Raw genomic sequence first — 17257 nt, forward strand, 5'->3', positions numbered from 1 at the left:
CCTGCTCAGTCTCGACCGGCCCGCTGGTTGATCTCGCTGTCCGGCACCACGCCGAGATCGGTCCGTACCTCGTCGATCTGGCCGGTGAAGTGGTGGGCCGGTGCGCCGTGCCGCCAGCCGCGCCCGATGGTGAGTCCGCCGGTCGCCGGCCACAGCGTGACGCGGTCGACGCTGCCGGCGAGCTGCCCGTTGACGTACAGCCGCAGTTGGCCGCCGGCGTGGTCGTAGACCCCGGTCAGGTGGGTCCACTCCCCGACCACCGCCGCCACGTCCGACCGGGCGTACCGGAACTCGGCGGCGTCGGCGTCCTGGGTCCAGGCACCGAACACCCACCGGTCCAGGCTCGGGTCGTAGCGCAACGCGAACCCGCCCGTCCGGGTGCCGTCCTGGCCCAGCACGGTCTGCACCGCCGGCTCGTGGGTCAGCCTCGCCCAGGCCGAGACGGTGAAACTGGCCTGGGTCGGCACCCCCAGCTGCCCGGTGGTGGCGGCGCTCTCGCCGTCCAGCGACAGCGCCCGGCCCCGGACCCCGTCGACGTAGCTCACCGCGCCGGTGGTGCTGGTCGGGTTCGCCCGCCAGGACGAGTCGGTGACGGTGTTGTCGTCGAACGTCCAGTTCCCGTACGCGGCCGGGCTGGTGTCGTCGTACACCTCGGCCAGCTCGCCGTCGCGCAGCGCGGTCGGGTACGCCCGCACGTCGTCGACCGCCCCGGTGAGGTACCGGCCGTCGGTGCCACCGGACCGGCCCCGGCCGATCGTCAACGGACCGGTGGCGGACCAGGTGACGACCCCGGTCCGGGCGGCGGAGAGCCGGCCGTTCACGTACAGCCGGAGCTGTCGCAGGGTGGCGTCGTAGACCAGGCCGAGATGGGTCCAGTGGCCGGCCCGGACCCGTTCGGTGGAGACGACCGGGAGCACGGTCGGCGCGGCGGTGTCGCCGGTGGTGGTCGCCGCCGCCCACCGGCCGCCGGCGTCCTGGTAGAGGGAGAACGCACTGGACTGGGTGCCGTTCTGGGCGACGATCACCTGGTCGGCGGCGGACGTCTCGGTGCCGGGGTACGCCCAGACCGAGACCGAGAAGCCGCGTGCGGTGTCCAGCACCGGGCCGGCGGTCTGCGCGTACCCGTCGACCCCGTTGAACCGTCCGGCGTGGCCGATCCGCCCGGGCGTCCAGTCCGCGCCGCCGCCCAGGGTGGCGTCCAGTCCCCGGCCGGAGGCGTCGGCGGCGGTGCTGCCGGTGTTCTCGTCGAAGCGCCACCGGCCGGCCCCGGCGCTCGGCAGGGTGCACGGCGTCGGCGCACCGATCGTGCCGCACTGCACCGGGTACGAGTGGTAGAGGCCGCCGATCCGGCCGTCGTCCAACGCACCGGTGTAGAGCCGTACGTCGTCGACCCGGCCCGGGAACCACTGGCCCGGGTCGCCGGCCGCGTCCCGGCCTCGGCCGATCTGCAGGCCGCCGGTGGCCTGCCAGGGCTGGTTGAGAGTGCCGTCGCCCTTGCGGGTGCCGTTGACGTAGAGCCACAGTTTGCCGGTGGCCCGGTCGTAGACGCCGGCCAGGTGCACCCAGCGACCGAAGTCGGACGGCAGGACCGGCACGGCGGCCTTGGTGATCGTGCCGTCCGGCTCCGGCATCTCGAACACCCAGACGCCGTCGGCGTGCTGTCCCCGGTCCCGCCAGTGGCCGAGCCGGAACTTGCTGGCCGGGCCGGCCGGGTCGTCCAGGCTGACCGCGACCAGCTTGCACTCGAACTGGTCGGCGGCCGGCACGCAGGTACGGTCCAGCTGCACCCAGGTGGCGACGGTGAAGTCGGCGTCGGTCCGGACGTCGACCCCGGCGGTGCCGAGCCGGCCGTCGGTGCCGTTCAGCGCGACCGCGTTGCCCAGTCGCCCCGGTGTCCGGGTGACCCCGCCGGCCACGGTGGCGGCCCGCCGCCCGACCGCGTCCGCGGCCTGCCCGCCGCTGCCCTCGTCCAGCCGCCAGTTGTGGGCCAGGGTCAGGTCCCGGCCGGCCAGTTCGCGGATCTCCCCGGCGAACAGCACCCGGCCGTACACGGTCACGTCGTCGATCGCGCCCCGCAGCCGGTTCTGCCGGTTGCCGTTCCACCAGCCGCCCCCGACCTGCAGGCCGCCGGCCGGGTGGTGCCAGCTCTGGGTGTGCGGCGCGGTGCCGGCCGGTACCCCGTTGACGTACAGGAACAGCTTGCCGGCGCCGGCGTCGTAGCCGCCGACCAGGTGGGTCCAGACGCCGACCTGGGCGGTCGGACCGGACACCCGGGTCAGCACACCCCCGTTGTCCGCGTCGCTGCCGGGCATCAGGAACGCCCACCGGCCGTCCGAGCCGGACATCAGCTGGAAGGCGCTGACCCGGCTGCCGTCCTGCGACACCACGGTCGCGGTGCCGCCGGCCTCGTCGAGTCTGGCCCAGGCGGCGACCGAGAAGCTCTGCCGGACGTCGACCGTCAGCGGCACCGTCACATGGTCGTCACCACTGAGCAGCACCGCCAGGTCGGTCGGGTCCGGTACGTCGCCCTGCCCCGCACCCCAGGCCGGAGTGCCGTGCAAGGTGCCGTCGCCGCCGTGGCCGCTGCCGCCCCCGGCGGTACCGTCCAGCCGCCACTCGCCGAGCGCGACGTCGTCCCGGCTGACCACCGCCTGGATCTCCGCCTCGGACAGCGCCCGGCTGTACGCCCGTACCTCGTCCACCCAGCCCGTCCAGTACGCGGCCGGCCCGCCGTCGAGGCCGCGCCCGACCACCAGCGGGCCGGTGGCGTCGAACCCGTCGGTACGCCCGGCGCTGCCGGCCAGCACGCCGTTGACGTAGAGCCGGATCTGCCGCCCGTCGGCGTCGTGTACGGCGGCCAGGTGCGTCGGCACCCCGGGCTGCGCCGGAGTCGACGACTGGATCCCGGCGCCGCCCGGGGCGTTCGTGGCGTCCGCGCCCGGGGTGGCGAACTCCCACACGTCGCCGGTCGGCCGGTCCCGGTAGCCGAGGAAGAACCCGCTGGTCGCGGCCCCGTCCTGGGACAGCGCGGTGGCCGACTGCCCGGCCGGCGGCGACACGTCGAGCTGGACCCAGCCGGCGACGGTGAAGCTCCGGTCGGTGTGCAGCACCGGGCCGGCGGTCGCGGCGTGGTCGTCGCCGTCGAGGCGTACCGCGCCGCCGACCGCGCCACCGTCGGCCAACCCGTCGCCGTCGCCGTCACCGGTGAACGCGGCGTCGCCGTGCAGGGTCAGCATCTCGCCGCCGGACACCGCGTTCCGCCCGGTGCCGCCGGTCAGCTCGTCGAACCGCCAGTGGCCGACCTGCACGTTGTCGGTGCCGACCGAGGCGCGTACCTCGTCGGCGGTGAGCGCCCGGTCGTAGACCCGCACCTCGTCGACCAGGCCCGGCCAGTGGTCGACGCCGGCACTGCCGTTCCACATCGTCCGGCCGATCTGGGTCCAGCCGGTGGCGTTCCAGTCCGGGACGGTCCGCTCGGCGCTGCCGGCGAGCACACCGTCGACGTACAGCCGCAGGGTCCGGGCGCGGGCGTCGTACACCCCGGTCAGCTGGGTCCAGACCCCGACCTGGGCCGGCTGGGCCGAGGTGGCCAGGTCGGTGCCCTGGTAGCCGGCGTCCGACCGGGGCATCCCGAACGCCCACCGGCCTCCGTCCTCCGGTCGGTACCAGAGCACGTAGCCGGCGAAGTTGGTGCCACTCTGGCTCAGCACGGCCCGGGCGTACCCGGCGCTGTCGAGCCGGACCCAGGCGGAGACGGCAAAACTGGTGTCGGTCCGGACCGCGGGCGGCGCGGTCAGGTACGCCGCGGTGCCGTCGAGCCGGGCCGCCTGGCCGACCGCGCCGGGGCCGTACGTGACGGCGCCGACCGCGGTCGCGTCCCGGTCGCCGAGCCACGCGTCGTCGGTCGTACCGCCGTCGAGCGACCACTGGGCCAGCGGCCCGCTGCCGGCCCGGACGTAGAAGTGGTACTGGCGTACCGGGCCGCGGTGCCCGGCCCGGTCCACGCTCTGCACGAACAGGTCACGTGGCCCGTCGCCGGGTGGGGTCAGCTCCACCGTGGCGCCGCCACCGAGCGCGTCGGCGGGGACCACGTTTGTCGGGTCCTGGGTCCACCCCCACCGGTAGTGGTCGACGTCGCCGACTCCGCCGGAGTCGAAGACGAACCGGTCCGGTACGCCGACCCCGCCGTGCCAACGGTTGTCCTCCTGGTACAACGTGCCCCGGACCCCGGGTTTCGCGGCGGGCGGCTGGCGGTCGACGACAAACCGGGTGCCGTACGCGAAGTCGCCGCCGTGCCGGGCGGTGTCCTCGGCCTTCACCGCCCACTCCACCGCCTGACCGTGCCGGCCGTCGGTGTCGACCGTGTACGAGTGCACCAGGCCGGAGTCGACGTACCTGCTGCGGGACTCGTACCAGGTGCCGCCGACGTTCACCCGCCACAGCGACTGCACCTGGTCGCCGTCCGGGTCGGCCAGCGTCGCGGTCAGCCGCACGGCGGCGTCGCCGACGTACCGGACCCCGGCGCACCAGCGGCACGGCTCCGGCAACGGCGGGTCGGTCCGCAGGTCGGTCGGGACACCCGGCACCCGGTTGAAGTTGACCCGCAGTTGGGCGTTGTTCTGGTACCGGCGCCACGCCAACTGGTCGGCCGGATCCTTCGCCCTGACGAAGAAGGTGGTACTGCCGCCCAGGTTGACGTGGCCGGCGACGGAGAGTCCGACCTCCTTGTAGCCGGCGCAGTTGGTGTGCACGCCCGGGGCGGAGAACTCGCTGATCAGCGTTCCGCCCGCCCGGGTGTTCCAGCTGCTCCTGGCCTGGGTCAGCGCCGCGTTCGCCCGGTAGAGCTGGTGTGTCCCGCTGGTGCAGTTCGGGCTGGCCACCACGGTCGCGTTCAGGTCCGCCGAGATGATCAGCCGGCCGGTAAGGAAGCTGGTGTCGAAGAGCCAGTACGTCCACGCCTCACCGATCCCGTTGCACTCGCCGGACGGGACGTAACACTGGCCGACCTGCGCCCACGGCGGCGCCCCGCTGCTGTTCCAGTACGACGTGCCGGCGTTGCCGGAGAGCACCGACGCCCAGGACTGCTTGTCGGCGGTGTGCCACAGCGGGTCCACGGTGACCGGATACCGGGTGGCCGGGTCGGCCAGCAGCGTTGGGTCCGGACGCAGGGTCAGCGTTGTCCTGCCGACCGTGACGGCCACCTCGGCGTTCCGTCGGGGCGTGCCGGAGTCCCACATCCGGGACGCCGGAGAGCCGAACAGGACGGTGCCGGTACGGTCCCGGGCCTCCAGCGCACCCGACCCGGTGGCCCGGACGGTCAGTCCGGAGGTACGCAGCCCGAGCCGGGTCTGCCGGACCTTCGGGTTGGCCGCCGCGGCCCGGTTCTTGACCACCAGGTACTGGGCGTAGCCGTCGACGTCGGCCCGCAGCCGCAGGTCGACGCCGGGCAGCACCTCCGGGTAGGTGGCGGTGTCGCCGTCGAGTGTCGGCGCGGGCAGCCGGCCGGGCCAGGAGAGTTCGAGCCAGCCGCCCCGGTTGCCGTACCGGACCAACGGGGTGTCGACGCCGCCGCCGGAGAAGGACAGTTCCACGGTCGCCGCCGCCGGGCCGACGGTGCCGTCCGGCCGGCGTACCAGCGTCGGGTCGACCGACGTCCACGTGCCGTCCGGCCGCTGGGCGCGTACCGGACGGCTGTCCAGCTCCGCGGTCATCGTCCCGTCCGGCTCGGCGTACACCGTCCGGGTCGCGCTCCGCAGCTCGACCGCCTCCACCCGGCTGCCCTGTCTCCGGGCTGCCGCCAGCGCCGTGGTCGCCTCCGGCGCCTCGGACAGCCGTACCCGGTCGGCGGCGCCGCGCGGTTCCTGCCGTTCGACCACCGCCACGGCCGGCGGTACCGCCGCCAGGACCGTCACCACGACGGCCGCCCCGGCCCGCCACCGGAGTCCGGCCCGTCCCCCCATGATCCCCCGCACGTCACGTCCCTTCCCCTCGGATCGAGCGGACGCCAGGGTGGACGCCTCCGTCTTCAGGGCGGCTTCACCGCGTCACCAGTCCGGTTTCACCGGTCCGCGCCCCGGTTCGCCGCGCAGCGGTTCACGACGCCCGACCGGCCCGGACGGGGCGGGTTGCGCGATCACGCAACAAATCAGCGAGGTGATCTCGTCGACCCGAGACATCGGCGCCGGCCTGTGCTTGTATCGCGGCGTACCGAACTCCGGGGGGAGGGGGGTTGCCCATGACGGGCAGGAGCACGGGGGTGCTGGCCGTCGGGACCGCGGTGCCGCTGCTGGTCCGGTGGGGGCTGTCGGCCGACGCCGACCTGGTGTACCGCTGCCTGGTCAGCTTCGGCCCCCGGAACGCCGGCGCCGTGGCGGCGAGCCTCGGGCTCCCCGTACGGCGGGTCCGTGCCGCGCTGGAGGAGCTCGACGACGCCGACCTGGTGGGGGTGAACGGGCCGGCGACCGCCTACGGGGCGGGGGCGGTGAGCTGGCGGGCGGTGCCCGTCGACGCGGCGGTGCCGACCCTGCGGCGGCGCGCGTTCCGGCGCGCCGCCGCGCCGGGCGGTGCCGGGTCGGTGCCGATGCCGGCCCACGTCGCGTTCGCGCCCTCGTCCGGTCCCCCGTTCGTGGCCCCGTCCGGTCAGGCGTTTCCGGCCCGGCACCTGCCGGACCGGGCCGCCACCCGACGCCGCATAGCCGAACTGGTCGCGGTCGAACGTGCCGAGCACCTGGCGATGAACCCGGAGGAGATCTTCAGTACCGAGGCGTTGGCGATCGCCGCACCGATGGACCTCGCACTGCTCCGGCGCCGGATCCGACTGCGGTCGCTCGGCCGGGCACCGGCGGACGGCGACCGGTCGTCGCGGCACGCGACCGAGTTCGCCCGGCTGGGTGGGGAGTACCGGGAAGCGGTGCGGCTGCCACACAAGCTGATGATCTTCGACCGGCGCGTCGCGCTGGTCGCCGTCGACCCGGGCGGGCTGGACCGCGGGACCTGGGAGGTCGTCGAGCCCGCCGCGGTCGAGTCCCTCCTCTCGCTGTTCGCCCGGCACTGGACGGACGCGACCGACCCACGCCGGAACGGAGTACCCGAGGTCGTGCTCACACCACGAGAGAGAGCGGTGGTCGGACTGCTCGCCGAGGGGCACACCGACAGCAGTGCCGCGAAGCAGCTCGGCATCTCGACGCGGTCGGTCACGTACACGCTGCGGGCGCTGATGGACCGGCTCGGGGTGGAGAACCGCTTCCAGCTCGGACTCGCCCTCGGCGCACTGAACGCGGCGACCCCGTCCAAGGCGACGACCCCGTCGAGGACATCCGAGTGTGAACCAACCGAGGGGGACGAACGATGAGACGACTGCTGGCGATGCTGGCCGCCGGGGCGGTCAGCGTACTCACCGCACTCAGCGGCGCCGGACCGGCGCTGGCCGGTGAGCCGGTGTGGCACCGGATCCCGTGCGGGTCGGGTGCGATCGACCTGCTGGATGTCGAGACGGACGAGGTGAAGGGAATCAACTACCTCACCCTCGCCGGCCACCTCGACTGCGCGGATCCGAAGCAGACCGCGACCTTTGGGTACGCCACCTACCACGAGTACGAGCCGCAGGGGGTGCTGTACGACATCCGGCTGCGCCCGTACGCCACCACCGCGCCGACCCCGTTCCAGGAGACCAACGCCCTCGCCCCGGGGGCGATCGGAATCTGCGTGATCACCGATCGCACGGTACGGATCGGGTGTGTCGGGGTGGGCTGGGACCCGGAGGCCGGGGTCACCGTCGAACACCTGCCCACCGACGATCCGCTGGTCGACCGCTGTGTCCGGGTGGTCCGCCACGGCGACTCGATGCCGAGCCCGGTCTGCGGCACCTGCTGGTGACCGGGTCCGGGAGCCGAACGAAACCGAGGGAATCGTGCACGGTGTCCTGGAAATCAATCTGCTCGGGCCGACGCAGGTGGTCGTGGACGGCCGGCCGGTGCCGATCGCCGCGCCCCGCCGACAGGTGGCGCTCAGCGCGCTCGCACTCACTCCCGGACGGACGGTGAGCACCGGGGCGTTGGCCCGCTACCTCTGGGGTGAGGAGGTCCCGGCGCTGGCCCGTCGGGCGATCTCCACCATCGTCACCCGGCTGCGCCACGACCTCGGCACGGACGTGGTCGCCGGGATGACCGGCGGTTACCGGTTGATCGCGCCACCGCAGACGGTCGACGTGTACCGGTTCCGGGCCCTGGTCGGCGCGGCCCGGACCGCCGGCACCGACGCCGGCGCCGAACTGGACCTTCTGGACCGCGCGCTCGGCTGCTGGCGTGGCGAGCCGCTGCAGGACGTCAGCTCCGAGTGGCTCGTCGCCGAGTACGCGCCGGGGCTGGCCGAGGAGTGGTACGCGGCCACCGAACGCCGGCTCGACCTGCTGCTCGACGCCGGCCGGCACGGTGACCTGCTGCCGCAGCTGCGGGACCTGACCGCCCGGCAGCCGTTGCGGGAGTCCCTGTGGTGCCGGTTGATGGTGGCGCTGTACCGGGCCGGCCGGCAGGCCGAGGCGTTGCAGGCGTACCAGTCGGTGCGGGAGGTGCTGGTGTCGCAACTCGGCGTCGGTCCCGGTGCGGAGCTGCGGGGGTTGCGCCGGGCCGTACTCGCCGACGACCCGGCGCTCGGTGCTGGTCTGTCCAGCACCCCGGACCCCGTCCTGGTGGGAGCGCGGATCAGTTCGGATCTGGCCGGCCGCCGGAGCGGTGGACTCAGCTGCGACACGGATTGTCGATGTCCAGCCCGCTGAGGTAGCGGTCGTACGGCGCCGCTGGTCTCGAACTGTCGAGGAGCCCGCAGAGCGAGTGCCGCCATGCGTCGATGTCCACCTCCGACACGGTGAGCGATCCGTCGGAGGCGACGACAACGAGGTGGTCTCCGGCCGGCAGAGTCATCCGCGCGTCACTGCTCTGCCGGACCGTCCAACTCCCTGCGGCCTCCGCGTTGCTGGTGTCCCAGAATCGGAGTACGACGACCGGCCCGACCCGGCCGGGCTGCACGAGCAGGCGGGCATCCCGGCTGAAGACGGCGTGATCGCCCCCGTTCCCCGCCAGCCCGTTGACCACTTCGCCGCTGTCGACGTCGACGATGAACAGACGGCCGTCATCGTCGATCAGGGCGACCTTGTCCCCGTGTGGGCTCACCGTCAGATCCGCGCCGAACTCGGCGCCGTGTGACTCGTACGGGACCTCTCGGACCTTCTCGAGTTCGCCGCCGGTCCACCTCCAGACCGCGATGGTGTTGGTCGTGATGTTCAGGAGGACCAACGTCCCGCCGTCGTCGCTGGCCGCCACCGCGCCGATGCCGCTGCCCTCGTCTCCGATCTGCCGGCGCGCCCAGCTCCGGGTGTCGATGAGCAGCGGGCCGTCCCGCCCGAGCACGACGACGTGAACTGCATCGGCCAGGAAATGGACGCCGTCCTCGGTTTCGAACGACACGTCATGGCCGTAATAGGTTTCTCTCGTTCCGATCTGCTCGCCGGTACGCAGGTCCCACAACGACATCTGTGCGGTGAACTGCCGATCGCCCTCGTCAACGAAGACCGCCCGGCTTCCGTCGCGGCTGACCGTGAGAGCGTCGTCCCCCGGCTCGAACTCCACCGGCAGAATCCCCAGCCGACGCGGGCCACCGCCGTCATCCGTCCCGGCCCACACCTCGGTGGTCGATCCGACCACCCGCAGGGCCAGGCGTCCGTGCGAGACGAGGTCTCCTCCCTTCGGCACATCGCTCGCCAGGGCCTCTCCGGTGCGCGCCCGATCGGCGTCGAAGAGCGTCACCGCACCGTCGGTCGACCCGGCGGCGATCCAACGCCCGTCGCCAGAGACGGCGATACTACGGGCGGGCCAGGCAAACGAACCGAGGGTGACCTGCGACCGGAGCGCCGTGTCGTAGATCGCGATCTCACCACCGAGCGCTCCCACCACCGCCGAAGCGTCGCCGGCGGGTAGCGTCGCCAGCAGGCCACCACCGCGGGTGATTCCCTGCCGCCGCCCCGCGCGCAGGTCCCACAGCTCCGTCGTGCTGCCGGAGTTTGTACTGATCAGTGCACGGCCGTCGGGGAAGAGTGCCTGCACCTCCTCTTCCGCCCCGGTCGCCCGGGGCTTGCCGACGCCCGTCCACGCCCGGGTCCCGGTGGCGAACCGCCGGAGTCGACCCGGCTCCCAGGCGAGCAGGCGTTCGCCCTCGTCGAAGGCGAGTTCCTCGACGCGGCTCGCGCCCTGACTCAGCACCGCGCCGGTCCGCGCGTCCCAGACGGCCAGTTGGCGCTCGTCGACGCCGGAGGTGTGGTACGTGGCGGCCAACCACCGTCCGCTCGGGGAGAACGCGGCGGCCCAGATCCCGTCGACGGCGTTGGCGAGTTGCGAGGGATCCCCGGCCTCCAGGGTGCGCAGCCGGGTCGCCTGGCGGACATCCCAGAGTTCGATCTGGTTGGGCCAGACCTCGAGCGCCAGCAGCCCTCCGTCGGCGCTGAGCTGGAGAAATCCGGTACCCATCGGAAATCCGCCGGTCTCCAGCTGGCGCTCGGTGCCGGTCCGGATGTCGTGGACGTGGACGGTCTGGGCCGGGTCGTAGTGCGAGTAGTAGGCCAGCGTCCCACCGTCGCGGCTGATCGCCACCTGGGTGTCGTAACCGCCCGCTGATCCCGTGTAGCCGGCGACGGTGTTGGAGCCGCCCCGCAGGTGCCGGGCGACGTACCGGTTGGCCTCCATCGCGGCGGCGAGGGCCCGCGTGGACTCGCTCGTCTGTTGGGCGCTGCGGGAGTACAGCGCCAGTTGGGCGGCGGTGCGTGGGTCCTGGTCGGCTACCTCGATCGACCGTGCCGCCATCGCCTGCGAGGCGGCGACGTGTGCCCGGTTCAACGCCTCGTTCCGTTGCTGCCATGCGACAACGAACGCGCCCACGGCAACGACCAGGAGGCTCGCGAGAATGGCGAAGGCGAGGCGGCGCACCAGCGTGAACTGGCGGTGTTGGCGGATGTCGTCGCTGTCGAGGTCATCCTTGGTGCGACCGTGCAGCGGCGCGGCGAGCGTGGCGACCGCATCCCGGAACTCGCCCTGCCGCAGCGAATACTTCTCACCGAGGCGAGCCGGTGCCAGGTCGACCCAGAGCGGTTCGGCCGGGAACTTCCCGCGCAGCGTGGGCGGCAGGGCATCCGTACGCGACCAGTCGAAGTCGTTGGCCTCGGGAGCCCAGACGAGAGTCCCGGCGCTGACGGCGATCAGGAAGCGCTCCATGGGTCGGTTGGCGATCCAGAAGTCGATTTCCCTGCGAACCCACCGTGAGGCGGCCGCCTCCGGCGAGGCAAGGTAGATGAAGTATCGACTTTCCTGGAGCTCACCGAGAATCGACGACCACAGGTCGTGGTTGGCCGACAGGCTTGTGGTGTCCCGGAACACCCGGATGACCGGTCGGCGGGCCCAGGGTCGGGCCAGGTTTTTCAGCCCGTGCTCGAGGGCCTTCGCCAACTGCTTGTCTCGCTGGTGGCTGTACGAGATGAACGCGTCCCGCCTGATGAGCGCACCTCCACGTCACCGTGCCCAGTGGTGGGAAAACCGAAGATTGTGCTGACTGGCGACGGACGACGTCAGCCCGCCGAGCCGTGACCCGATCGACATGTGTGCCCCGGGTCCAATGCGGTCAGGCGGTGTTGCGCTGGTACGGCAGCGAGCCGGTGCCCTTCGCAGCTGTGTTGTCGAAGCCGGGCTCTCCATCCAGCAGCGCCCGGACCGTGTCGTCACTCATGCCGGCGAGCTTCCCGAAGCCCAGCACGTAGGCCCTGAGCCGCATCTGCATGGCCGCGAGCTCGGTTCGGCACTCGGCGTTCCCCGGCCACTCCTGGTCGGGCCGACCGGGCGACTCCTGCTCCCAGGCGTGCAGCTCGGGGTGCCAGCGGGAGAGGAACGGCGCGAGCTCCCTGTTCAGCATGGCGAGCGCGAGGTGCTCGACCGACGGTGCCGCGCCGACGATCTTGCTCGGCCTCACCTCGTCGAGAATCTGCCGCGTCAGCAGTACAAGCGCGTGCAGCGAGGACAGCGCCTCCCGGAGCCGACCGGTACCGGGAGCCAGCGGTCGTACGGCCACCCGGCTGGTCATCTCCTTGAACAGCCGCCAGGCGACCTGCTGCGTGTCACGGGTGAGCACGAAGTTCAGCTCACTGAGCTGAGGCACGGTCACCTTGACGTCGGTCAGCCGGATCCCGCTGACGCTGTACGCGTGCACGACCACCGCTGCCACGGCGCCCGCGGTGGCTCCGGCGAGAATGAACAGGTTCTGCCCCTTGAGCAGACTCGCGTAGTAGACCGCCACGCCCACGGCAGCGCCGACAACCAGGCCCACCAGGGCCTTGAACCACCAGCCTCGGCGCACCATGTAGCCCCCCGCTCTCCGTGACGCGGATGTGCCCTCCGCCGCGCGTCAGCAGTGTCATTCAATCACGATGGAACGTACTGCCGGCACCCGGACGATGTGGACAGGACAGGCAGCCACGCGACACGCTCGATGCCGTTGCGGTATCAGCCGCCGTGCTGTCGACGCACCATCTCGGTGATCCAGGTCGGCGCGTACGGCGACGTGCAGCCCGGCGAGGTCGGATAGTCCCTGAGCACCGCCAGGCGCTCACCGATGTCGAGGGCGCGGGCGCGGTGCTCGGCGTGCTCGATCCCGATCTGGGCCAGGCAGTGGTTCATCGCCCACTGCAGGCGCTCCGGGGCGTCCTTCATCTCCGCCTCGATGACGTCGAGCAGTCCGGGCAGGTCGAGGCCCTCCGGCTTTTTCGCCACCCGTTCGGTGGTCAGCGCCCAGCCGGCGCTGGCGACCACCGGATCCGGGTCGGCGAACCAGGCCACCCGCAGCTCCTCGGCGTACGGGTTCTTCTTCACCACGTAGTTCACCAGCCAGTCGTGCACCTTGGGGGCACGCGCCGCACGCAACATGGCATCCAGCTCGGCGCGGTCGAACGCCCTCGGGCGGCAGATCAGCAGCGCCAGCAGTCGTGCCGCGGTGTCACCGGTCGCCCAGAGCCGGCGGGCGAGGTCCTGCTGCGTCTTGAGCCGCTTCGCGACCGCACGCAGCTTGCCGAGGTTCACCCCGTGGTCGTCACCGTGCCTCTCGTTCACGGCGCGGGCCTTCGGGTCCTCGAGCGCGCGCAGCTCGGCCATCACCTCGACCAGCGTCGCCCCGGCGCCCGTCGTCCCAGCCAGCGCCGTCTCGGCCAGCGTCGTCTCGGCCACCTCAGCCTCCCGTCCGTCGCCTGCGACACGCAGCCTACGACGGCCGGCCGACGTTCCCGGACAACGAACGGCGGGTGGATGCTCGTGGCATCCACCCGCCGCCTGGGCGTCGTCCGCGTCCGGTTGGGTCGGGCGGGCGGAACGACGTTCCTACGATCCGGTGTGGTACACCGCGATCTCGGTCAGGGTCGGGCTGTACTGCTCGGTCAGCGCCACCCGCAACCGGCCCACCCGCGCATCCCGGTCGGCGAGCACCGGATCGTGCTGACCGACGTACGCGACCGGGCCCTGGTCTTCGTCGACGGCGTACCGCTCGGCGTCGCCGCCCCCGCGACACCGGAGCTCCCGGTACGCGGCACCGGCGCGGTCGTACGCCTGGAGATCCTGGTCGAGAACCTCGGCCGGGTGAACTACGGCCCGGGCGTCGGCGGACACAAGGGGCTGCCCGGTCCGGTCCTGGTCGACCGGCGGATCGTGCACGGCTGGGCGAGTACCCCGATCGCCCTGCAGGACTGGTCGGTCGAGGAACTCGGCCTGGCCGTCGCCGCCGGCAGCGACGTAGCGTCGTCGGGCGCCGGTGGCGATACCGCGGCGTCGGGCGCCGGTGGGCCGTCGACACCGGACGGCCCGGGGTTCGCCACCGCGACGGTGCCGGTCGAGTCGCCCGCCGACACCTTCCTCGCCCTGCCGGGGTCGGGTCGGGGCCTGGTCTGGGTCAACGGCTTCCTGCTCGGCCGGTACTGGGAGATCGGGCCGCAGGTCACCCTCTACTGCCCGGCGCCACTGCTGCGTACCGGTGGGAGCACCGTCACGGTCCTCGAACTGGACCGGTCCGGCGGTCTGCTGGAACTGCGGGACCGCCCCGAACTGGGCCCGCCGGAAGAGTACGTCGAGGAGTTCGACTGATCGACCACCACCGTCGTCGCCACCGCCGAAACCGAGCACCATGGTCGATTGATAGTTCCGGAACCTTTCCGTAACTTGACTATCGACGTCTGCTCGGGGGAGGACTGACGTGGTGCTGGAGTTTCGGCTTCTGGGATCGTTCGAGCTCCACGACGGGGAACAGCCGGTCCCGCTCACCGCACACAAGCCCCGGACGCTGCTGGCCCTGCTGCTGCTGCACGCCGGCCAGCTCACGCCCTGGCACCGGCTGGTTGACGAGCTGTGGCACAGCCAGCCACCCCGGTCGGCGATCCCCAACCTGCGCACGTACATCACCGAACTGCGCCGGGCGGTGTTCCACAACAGCGGGCAGCTCGCGACCGAGCCCGGCGGATACCGGCTGCGTCTCGGCGCCGAACTGGTCGACCTGGTCGAGTTCGACCGGCTGTGCACCGAAGCGCGCCACCGACACCTCGACTGCGATCTGGTCGCGGCGGAGTCCGCGTACACGACGGCGTTGCGGCTGTGGCGTGGACCGCCGCTGGCCGGCCTACACACCGGTCCGGTCCTGGCGGCCGCCGCGATGGTGCTCGCGGAGCGCCGGACCGGCGTGGCGGAGGACCACTTCGAGGTACGACTCGACCTGCTCGGCGCCGGACACGGTGGAGGTCCGGAACTCATCGCCGACCTGCGCCAGCACATCGCGGAGTTCCCGCTACGGGAGCGCCCGCGCCGGCAACTGATGCTCGCGCTCTACCGGCTTGGCGACGTGGCGGGCGCCCTCGCCGTGTACCGGGCCGGGCGCGAGGAGATGCGCAGCTCGCTCGGGCTCGACCCGGACCACGAGCTCGAACGGCTGCACGCCGCGATCCTGCGCCGGGACCCCGGCCTGCTCCGGACCGCCCCGCCCCGCTTCCAGATCCGCCCCACCCACCGCTGAGCCCGGGCCGCGCACGGCATGCTGGTTCCACCGGACGTCGGAGCGCGCTGCGGCGGCGGGCCGGGGCACGATCAGGCCCGCCCCTGCCTGCCGGACGGGTGGCCCTCCGGTTCCGGGGCTTGGCCCTCCGGTTCCGTAGTCCGAAGTGAACGCGCCCACTTTCCCACGCTCGACTCTGTCGCAAGATCTGTCCGACGGCAACCACCTCAGTCCGGCCGCATCCCACCGCGTCCGTGCAGGTCCAAGGCCCGGAAGCGTCACGCATGGAGGTTGGTCGATAGTTTGACCCGCCTCGTGAGCGGCCAGAAGTCCGGCCCCGTCCCGAAGCGTCCGTGTCAGGTCCCCGACGTCCGAGCACCCACCGAGCACCCACAGCCCCACCTCGACCTGGGCCGATTGCCGGGGTTGACGTGGCAAAAGGGCAGCGGCGCCCGTGGTAGCGGGATTCTGATCCGCGCTGGTTCCACCATCTGGGCAAGTGCTGCTGTCGACATGGGTGGTCCGCTGACGGCTGAGTTCGAGTCCAGCTACGTCGGGGCCGATGAGCCAGGCTCGCTCGTCCTTGATCAGCTTGACTAGGTGCGACCCTCAGTCACGTTCGAAATGCCGGATCTCGCCTGCTTCGTCCTTGCACATGGAAGAGTGAGCATCGTGACGATGAACGATCCGGCATCTGCGGCGACAGACCCGGGGTACGCCGCCGCGCTCGACACGGCTGAGCGCCTGCTGGGCTTCCGCTTGGAGCGCTTTCTTGGCGCCACCCCTGGTGAGCCAGCTAACGGCGCAGACTTCAAACGGATCGCGACGATGCACGCCTTCGGCGACGTCTGGCCGCGCACCGAGCACCTAGATACACGGACGCGGGCACTGGTGTCCGTCACCATCGCGACGACACTCGGCGTCCTGGAGCCCCTCCGTGGTCAGCTCCGCATCGCGCTCAACGCCGGCGCCACCAAGGAAGAGATCGCCGAAGTCTTTCTTCAGGTCGCGGCCTACGCTGGCGTAGCACGCGCGTTCGACGGCTACCAGGTCGCGGCCCAGGTCTTCGCAGAGAACCCGGATCGTTCAGACCCTGGTAAGTAAGGGGATCAGGGGTTTTGGTGGCGGGCGAGGCGGCGGGTCATGATAATGATCATGGCCAATTGGACCATCGCGGCGTGGCGCCCGGGTAGCCGTTCGTAGTCGCGGACGGTGCGTCGGCACCGGTTGATCCAGGAGAAGGTGCGTTCGACGCACCAGCGCCGGTGCAGGACGACGAAGGTGGTCTGCCCCGCGAGCTTCGCGACGATCCGCACGGCCAGGGCGAGGTGGGCAGCGGCCCAGTCGACGACTCTGCCGGCGTAGGCGCTGTCGGCCCAGACCAAGCGGACGCCGAGGAAGCAGGCGTGTAGCGCCCAGAGCAGGGGTCGGGCGGCGTCGCGGTCCTGCACGTGGGCGCCGGTGACCAGGACAGCGAGGAGCAGGCCGCAGGTGTCCACGGCGATGTGACGCTTGCGGCCGTTGGTCTTCTTACCCGCGTCATAGCCGCGGCTGGCCCGGCCGACGGTCTCCGCGGCGCGTACCGACTGGGAGTCGACCAGCGCGGCGGTCGGCTGCCGGTGACGGCCCTCGACCTGCACGCGGACCTGTTGGGACCGACAACAACCGTGCGCCGCCCCGGCCAGCCAGATGGCGTACCACCGCAGCGACCTGGGAGACCAACCGCGACGTACGCGCTGGTAACGCTCCAGAACGCCCGGAAGCTGTTCCCGGAACGTGCGACGGCAGCCCCGCGTCGGGCACACCAGACGGCGTACGCGTACCCGCACCACCACCGGCCGAGCATCGACCGACACGTCCGCGACGGTCCGCCGGTGACAACCGTGCACCCGACCCGTCACCCCTCGCAGCCCGGACAGGCCACCATTTCTCCAGGAGCCCGGGCCGGCACCAGAATCCGCTCACCCTCGTCCGTGACGTCGTTGGTCATCAGCGGCGACAGCTACAACCACGATGCTGAATCGGAGGAAGGGCACTTCCGGAACGGGGATTTCAAGCCACCGGCGTGTTCGCCCACTGGGCGAGCAACTTCAGTGCCTCGTGGGATGAGCTGTCTGGTTCGGCGGTGAACACCACGAGGTGCTGGTCGGACTTGCCGCTGACGTCGAATTGCTGCGAATCGAGGGTGAGCGGACCGACC

General features: G+C 72.0%; 11 protein-coding genes and 1 pseudogene. 6 read left to right on the plus strand and 6 right to left on the minus strand.

Features of this window, described 5'->3' with window-relative positions; all coding sequences use genetic code 11:
• Positions 1–5 precede the first annotated feature (5 nt).
• Entirely contained in the window at positions 6–5972 is a 5967-nt protein-coding gene (locus ABGB05_RS24270; protein ID WP_347655779.1) for a LamG domain-containing protein, read from the minus strand.
• A 263-nt stretch (positions 5973–6235) separates the two neighbouring features.
• Between ABGB05_RS24270 and ABGB05_RS24275 the strand changes: the two genes are divergently transcribed.
• Genes ABGB05_RS24275 through ABGB05_RS24285 form a run of 3 tightly spaced genes read left to right on the plus strand, consistent with a single transcriptional unit; the run spans position 6236 to position 8773 of the window.
• A complete protein-coding gene (locus tag ABGB05_RS24275; protein WP_347655780.1) occupies positions 6236–7351 on the plus strand; it encodes a helix-turn-helix transcriptional regulator in 1116 nt (371 codons plus the stop codon).
• A complete protein-coding gene (locus ABGB05_RS24280; protein ID WP_347655781.1) occupies positions 7348–7875 on the plus strand; it encodes a hypothetical protein in 528 nt (175 codons plus the stop codon). The genes ABGB05_RS24275 and ABGB05_RS24280 overlap by 4 nt, the downstream gene beginning before the upstream one ends.
• 34 nt (positions 7876–7909) lie before the next feature.
• Entirely contained in the window at positions 7910–8773 is an 864-nt protein-coding gene (locus ABGB05_RS24285; protein ID WP_347655782.1) for an AfsR/SARP family transcriptional regulator, read from the plus strand.
• On the opposite strand, the gene ABGB05_RS24290 is transcribed toward ABGB05_RS24285, so the two are convergent.
• From ABGB05_RS24290 to ABGB05_RS24300, 3 genes are all read right to left on the minus strand, one after another.
• Positions 8736–11537 (minus strand): TIR domain-containing protein, encoded by a 2802-nt coding sequence (locus ABGB05_RS24290; protein WP_347655794.1) that lies wholly within the window; start codon positions 11535–11537, stop codon positions 8736–8738. The two genes, ABGB05_RS24285 and ABGB05_RS24290, sit on opposite strands and share 38 nt — an antisense overlap.
• Positions 11538–11661: 124 nt before the next feature.
• Positions 11662–12393 (minus strand): hypothetical protein, encoded by a 732-nt coding sequence (locus tag ABGB05_RS24295; protein WP_347655784.1) that lies wholly within the window; start codon positions 12391–12393, stop codon positions 11662–11664.
• A gap of 143 nt (positions 12394–12536) precedes the next feature.
• Positions 12537–13181: a DNA alkylation repair protein gene (locus ABGB05_RS24300; protein ID WP_347655795.1), complete on the minus strand. Its 645-nt coding sequence runs from the start codon at positions 13179–13181 to the stop codon at positions 12537–12539.
• 333 nt (positions 13182–13514) lie between these two features.
• On the opposite strand from ABGB05_RS24300, the gene ABGB05_RS24305 reads away from it, so the two are divergent.
• The 3 genes from ABGB05_RS24305 (at position 13515) to ABGB05_RS24315 (ending at position 16161) form a co-directional block, all read left to right on the plus strand.
• On the plus strand, positions 13515–14159 hold the full coding sequence (locus ABGB05_RS24305) for a hypothetical protein (RefSeq protein WP_347655785.1): 645 nt from the start codon (positions 13515–13517) through the stop codon (positions 14157–14159).
• Between the two features lie 109 nt (positions 14160–14268).
• Positions 14269–15078: an AfsR/SARP family transcriptional regulator gene (locus ABGB05_RS24310; protein WP_347655786.1), complete on the plus strand. Its 810-nt coding sequence runs from the start codon at positions 14269–14271 to the stop codon at positions 15076–15078.
• 642 nt (positions 15079–15720) lie between these two features.
• The gene (locus tag ABGB05_RS24315; RefSeq protein WP_347655788.1) at positions 15721–16161 is read left to right on the plus strand and encodes a carboxymuconolactone decarboxylase family protein; all 441 of its coding nucleotides are present in this window, start codon (positions 15721–15723) and stop codon (positions 16159–16161) included.
• 5 nt (positions 16162–16166) lie between these two features.
• On the opposite strand, the gene ABGB05_RS24320 is transcribed toward ABGB05_RS24315, so the two are convergent.
• Both ABGB05_RS24320 and ABGB05_RS24325 read right to left on the minus strand, forming a co-directional pair.
• A complete protein-coding gene (locus ABGB05_RS24320; RefSeq protein WP_347655789.1) occupies positions 16167–16697 on the minus strand; it encodes an IS5 family transposase in 531 nt (176 codons plus the stop codon).
• 16 nt (positions 16698–16713) lie between these two features.
• A pseudogene (locus ABGB05_RS24325) lies at positions 16714–17047 on the minus strand (transposase family protein); the annotation flags it as partial.
• Between the last annotated feature and the right edge of the window lie 210 nt (positions 17048–17257).

Origin of the sequence: Plantactinospora sp. B5E13 (assembly GCF_039871775.1) — a bacterium.
Lineage (GTDB): Bacteria > Actinomycetota > Actinomycetes > Mycobacteriales > Micromonosporaceae > Plantactinospora.

Bases quoted from the DNA above. Each gene is read 5' to 3' on its own strand.
- ABGB05_RS24275 (WP_347655780.1), top strand. From the start codon at position 6,236: ATGACGGGCAGGAGCACGGGGGTGCTGGCCGTCGGGACCGCGGTGCCG.
- ABGB05_RS24280 (WP_347655781.1), top strand. From the start codon at position 7,348: ATGAGACGACTGCTGGCGATGCTGGCCGCCGGGGCGGTCAGCGTACTC.
- ABGB05_RS24295 (WP_347655784.1), bottom strand. From the start codon at position 12,393: ATGGTGCGCCGAGGCTGGTGGTTCAAGGCCCTGGTGGGCCTGGTTGTC.
- ABGB05_RS24300 (WP_347655795.1), bottom strand. From the start codon at position 13,181: ATGGCCGAGCTGCGCGCGCTCGAGGACCCGAAGGCCCGCGCCGTGAAC.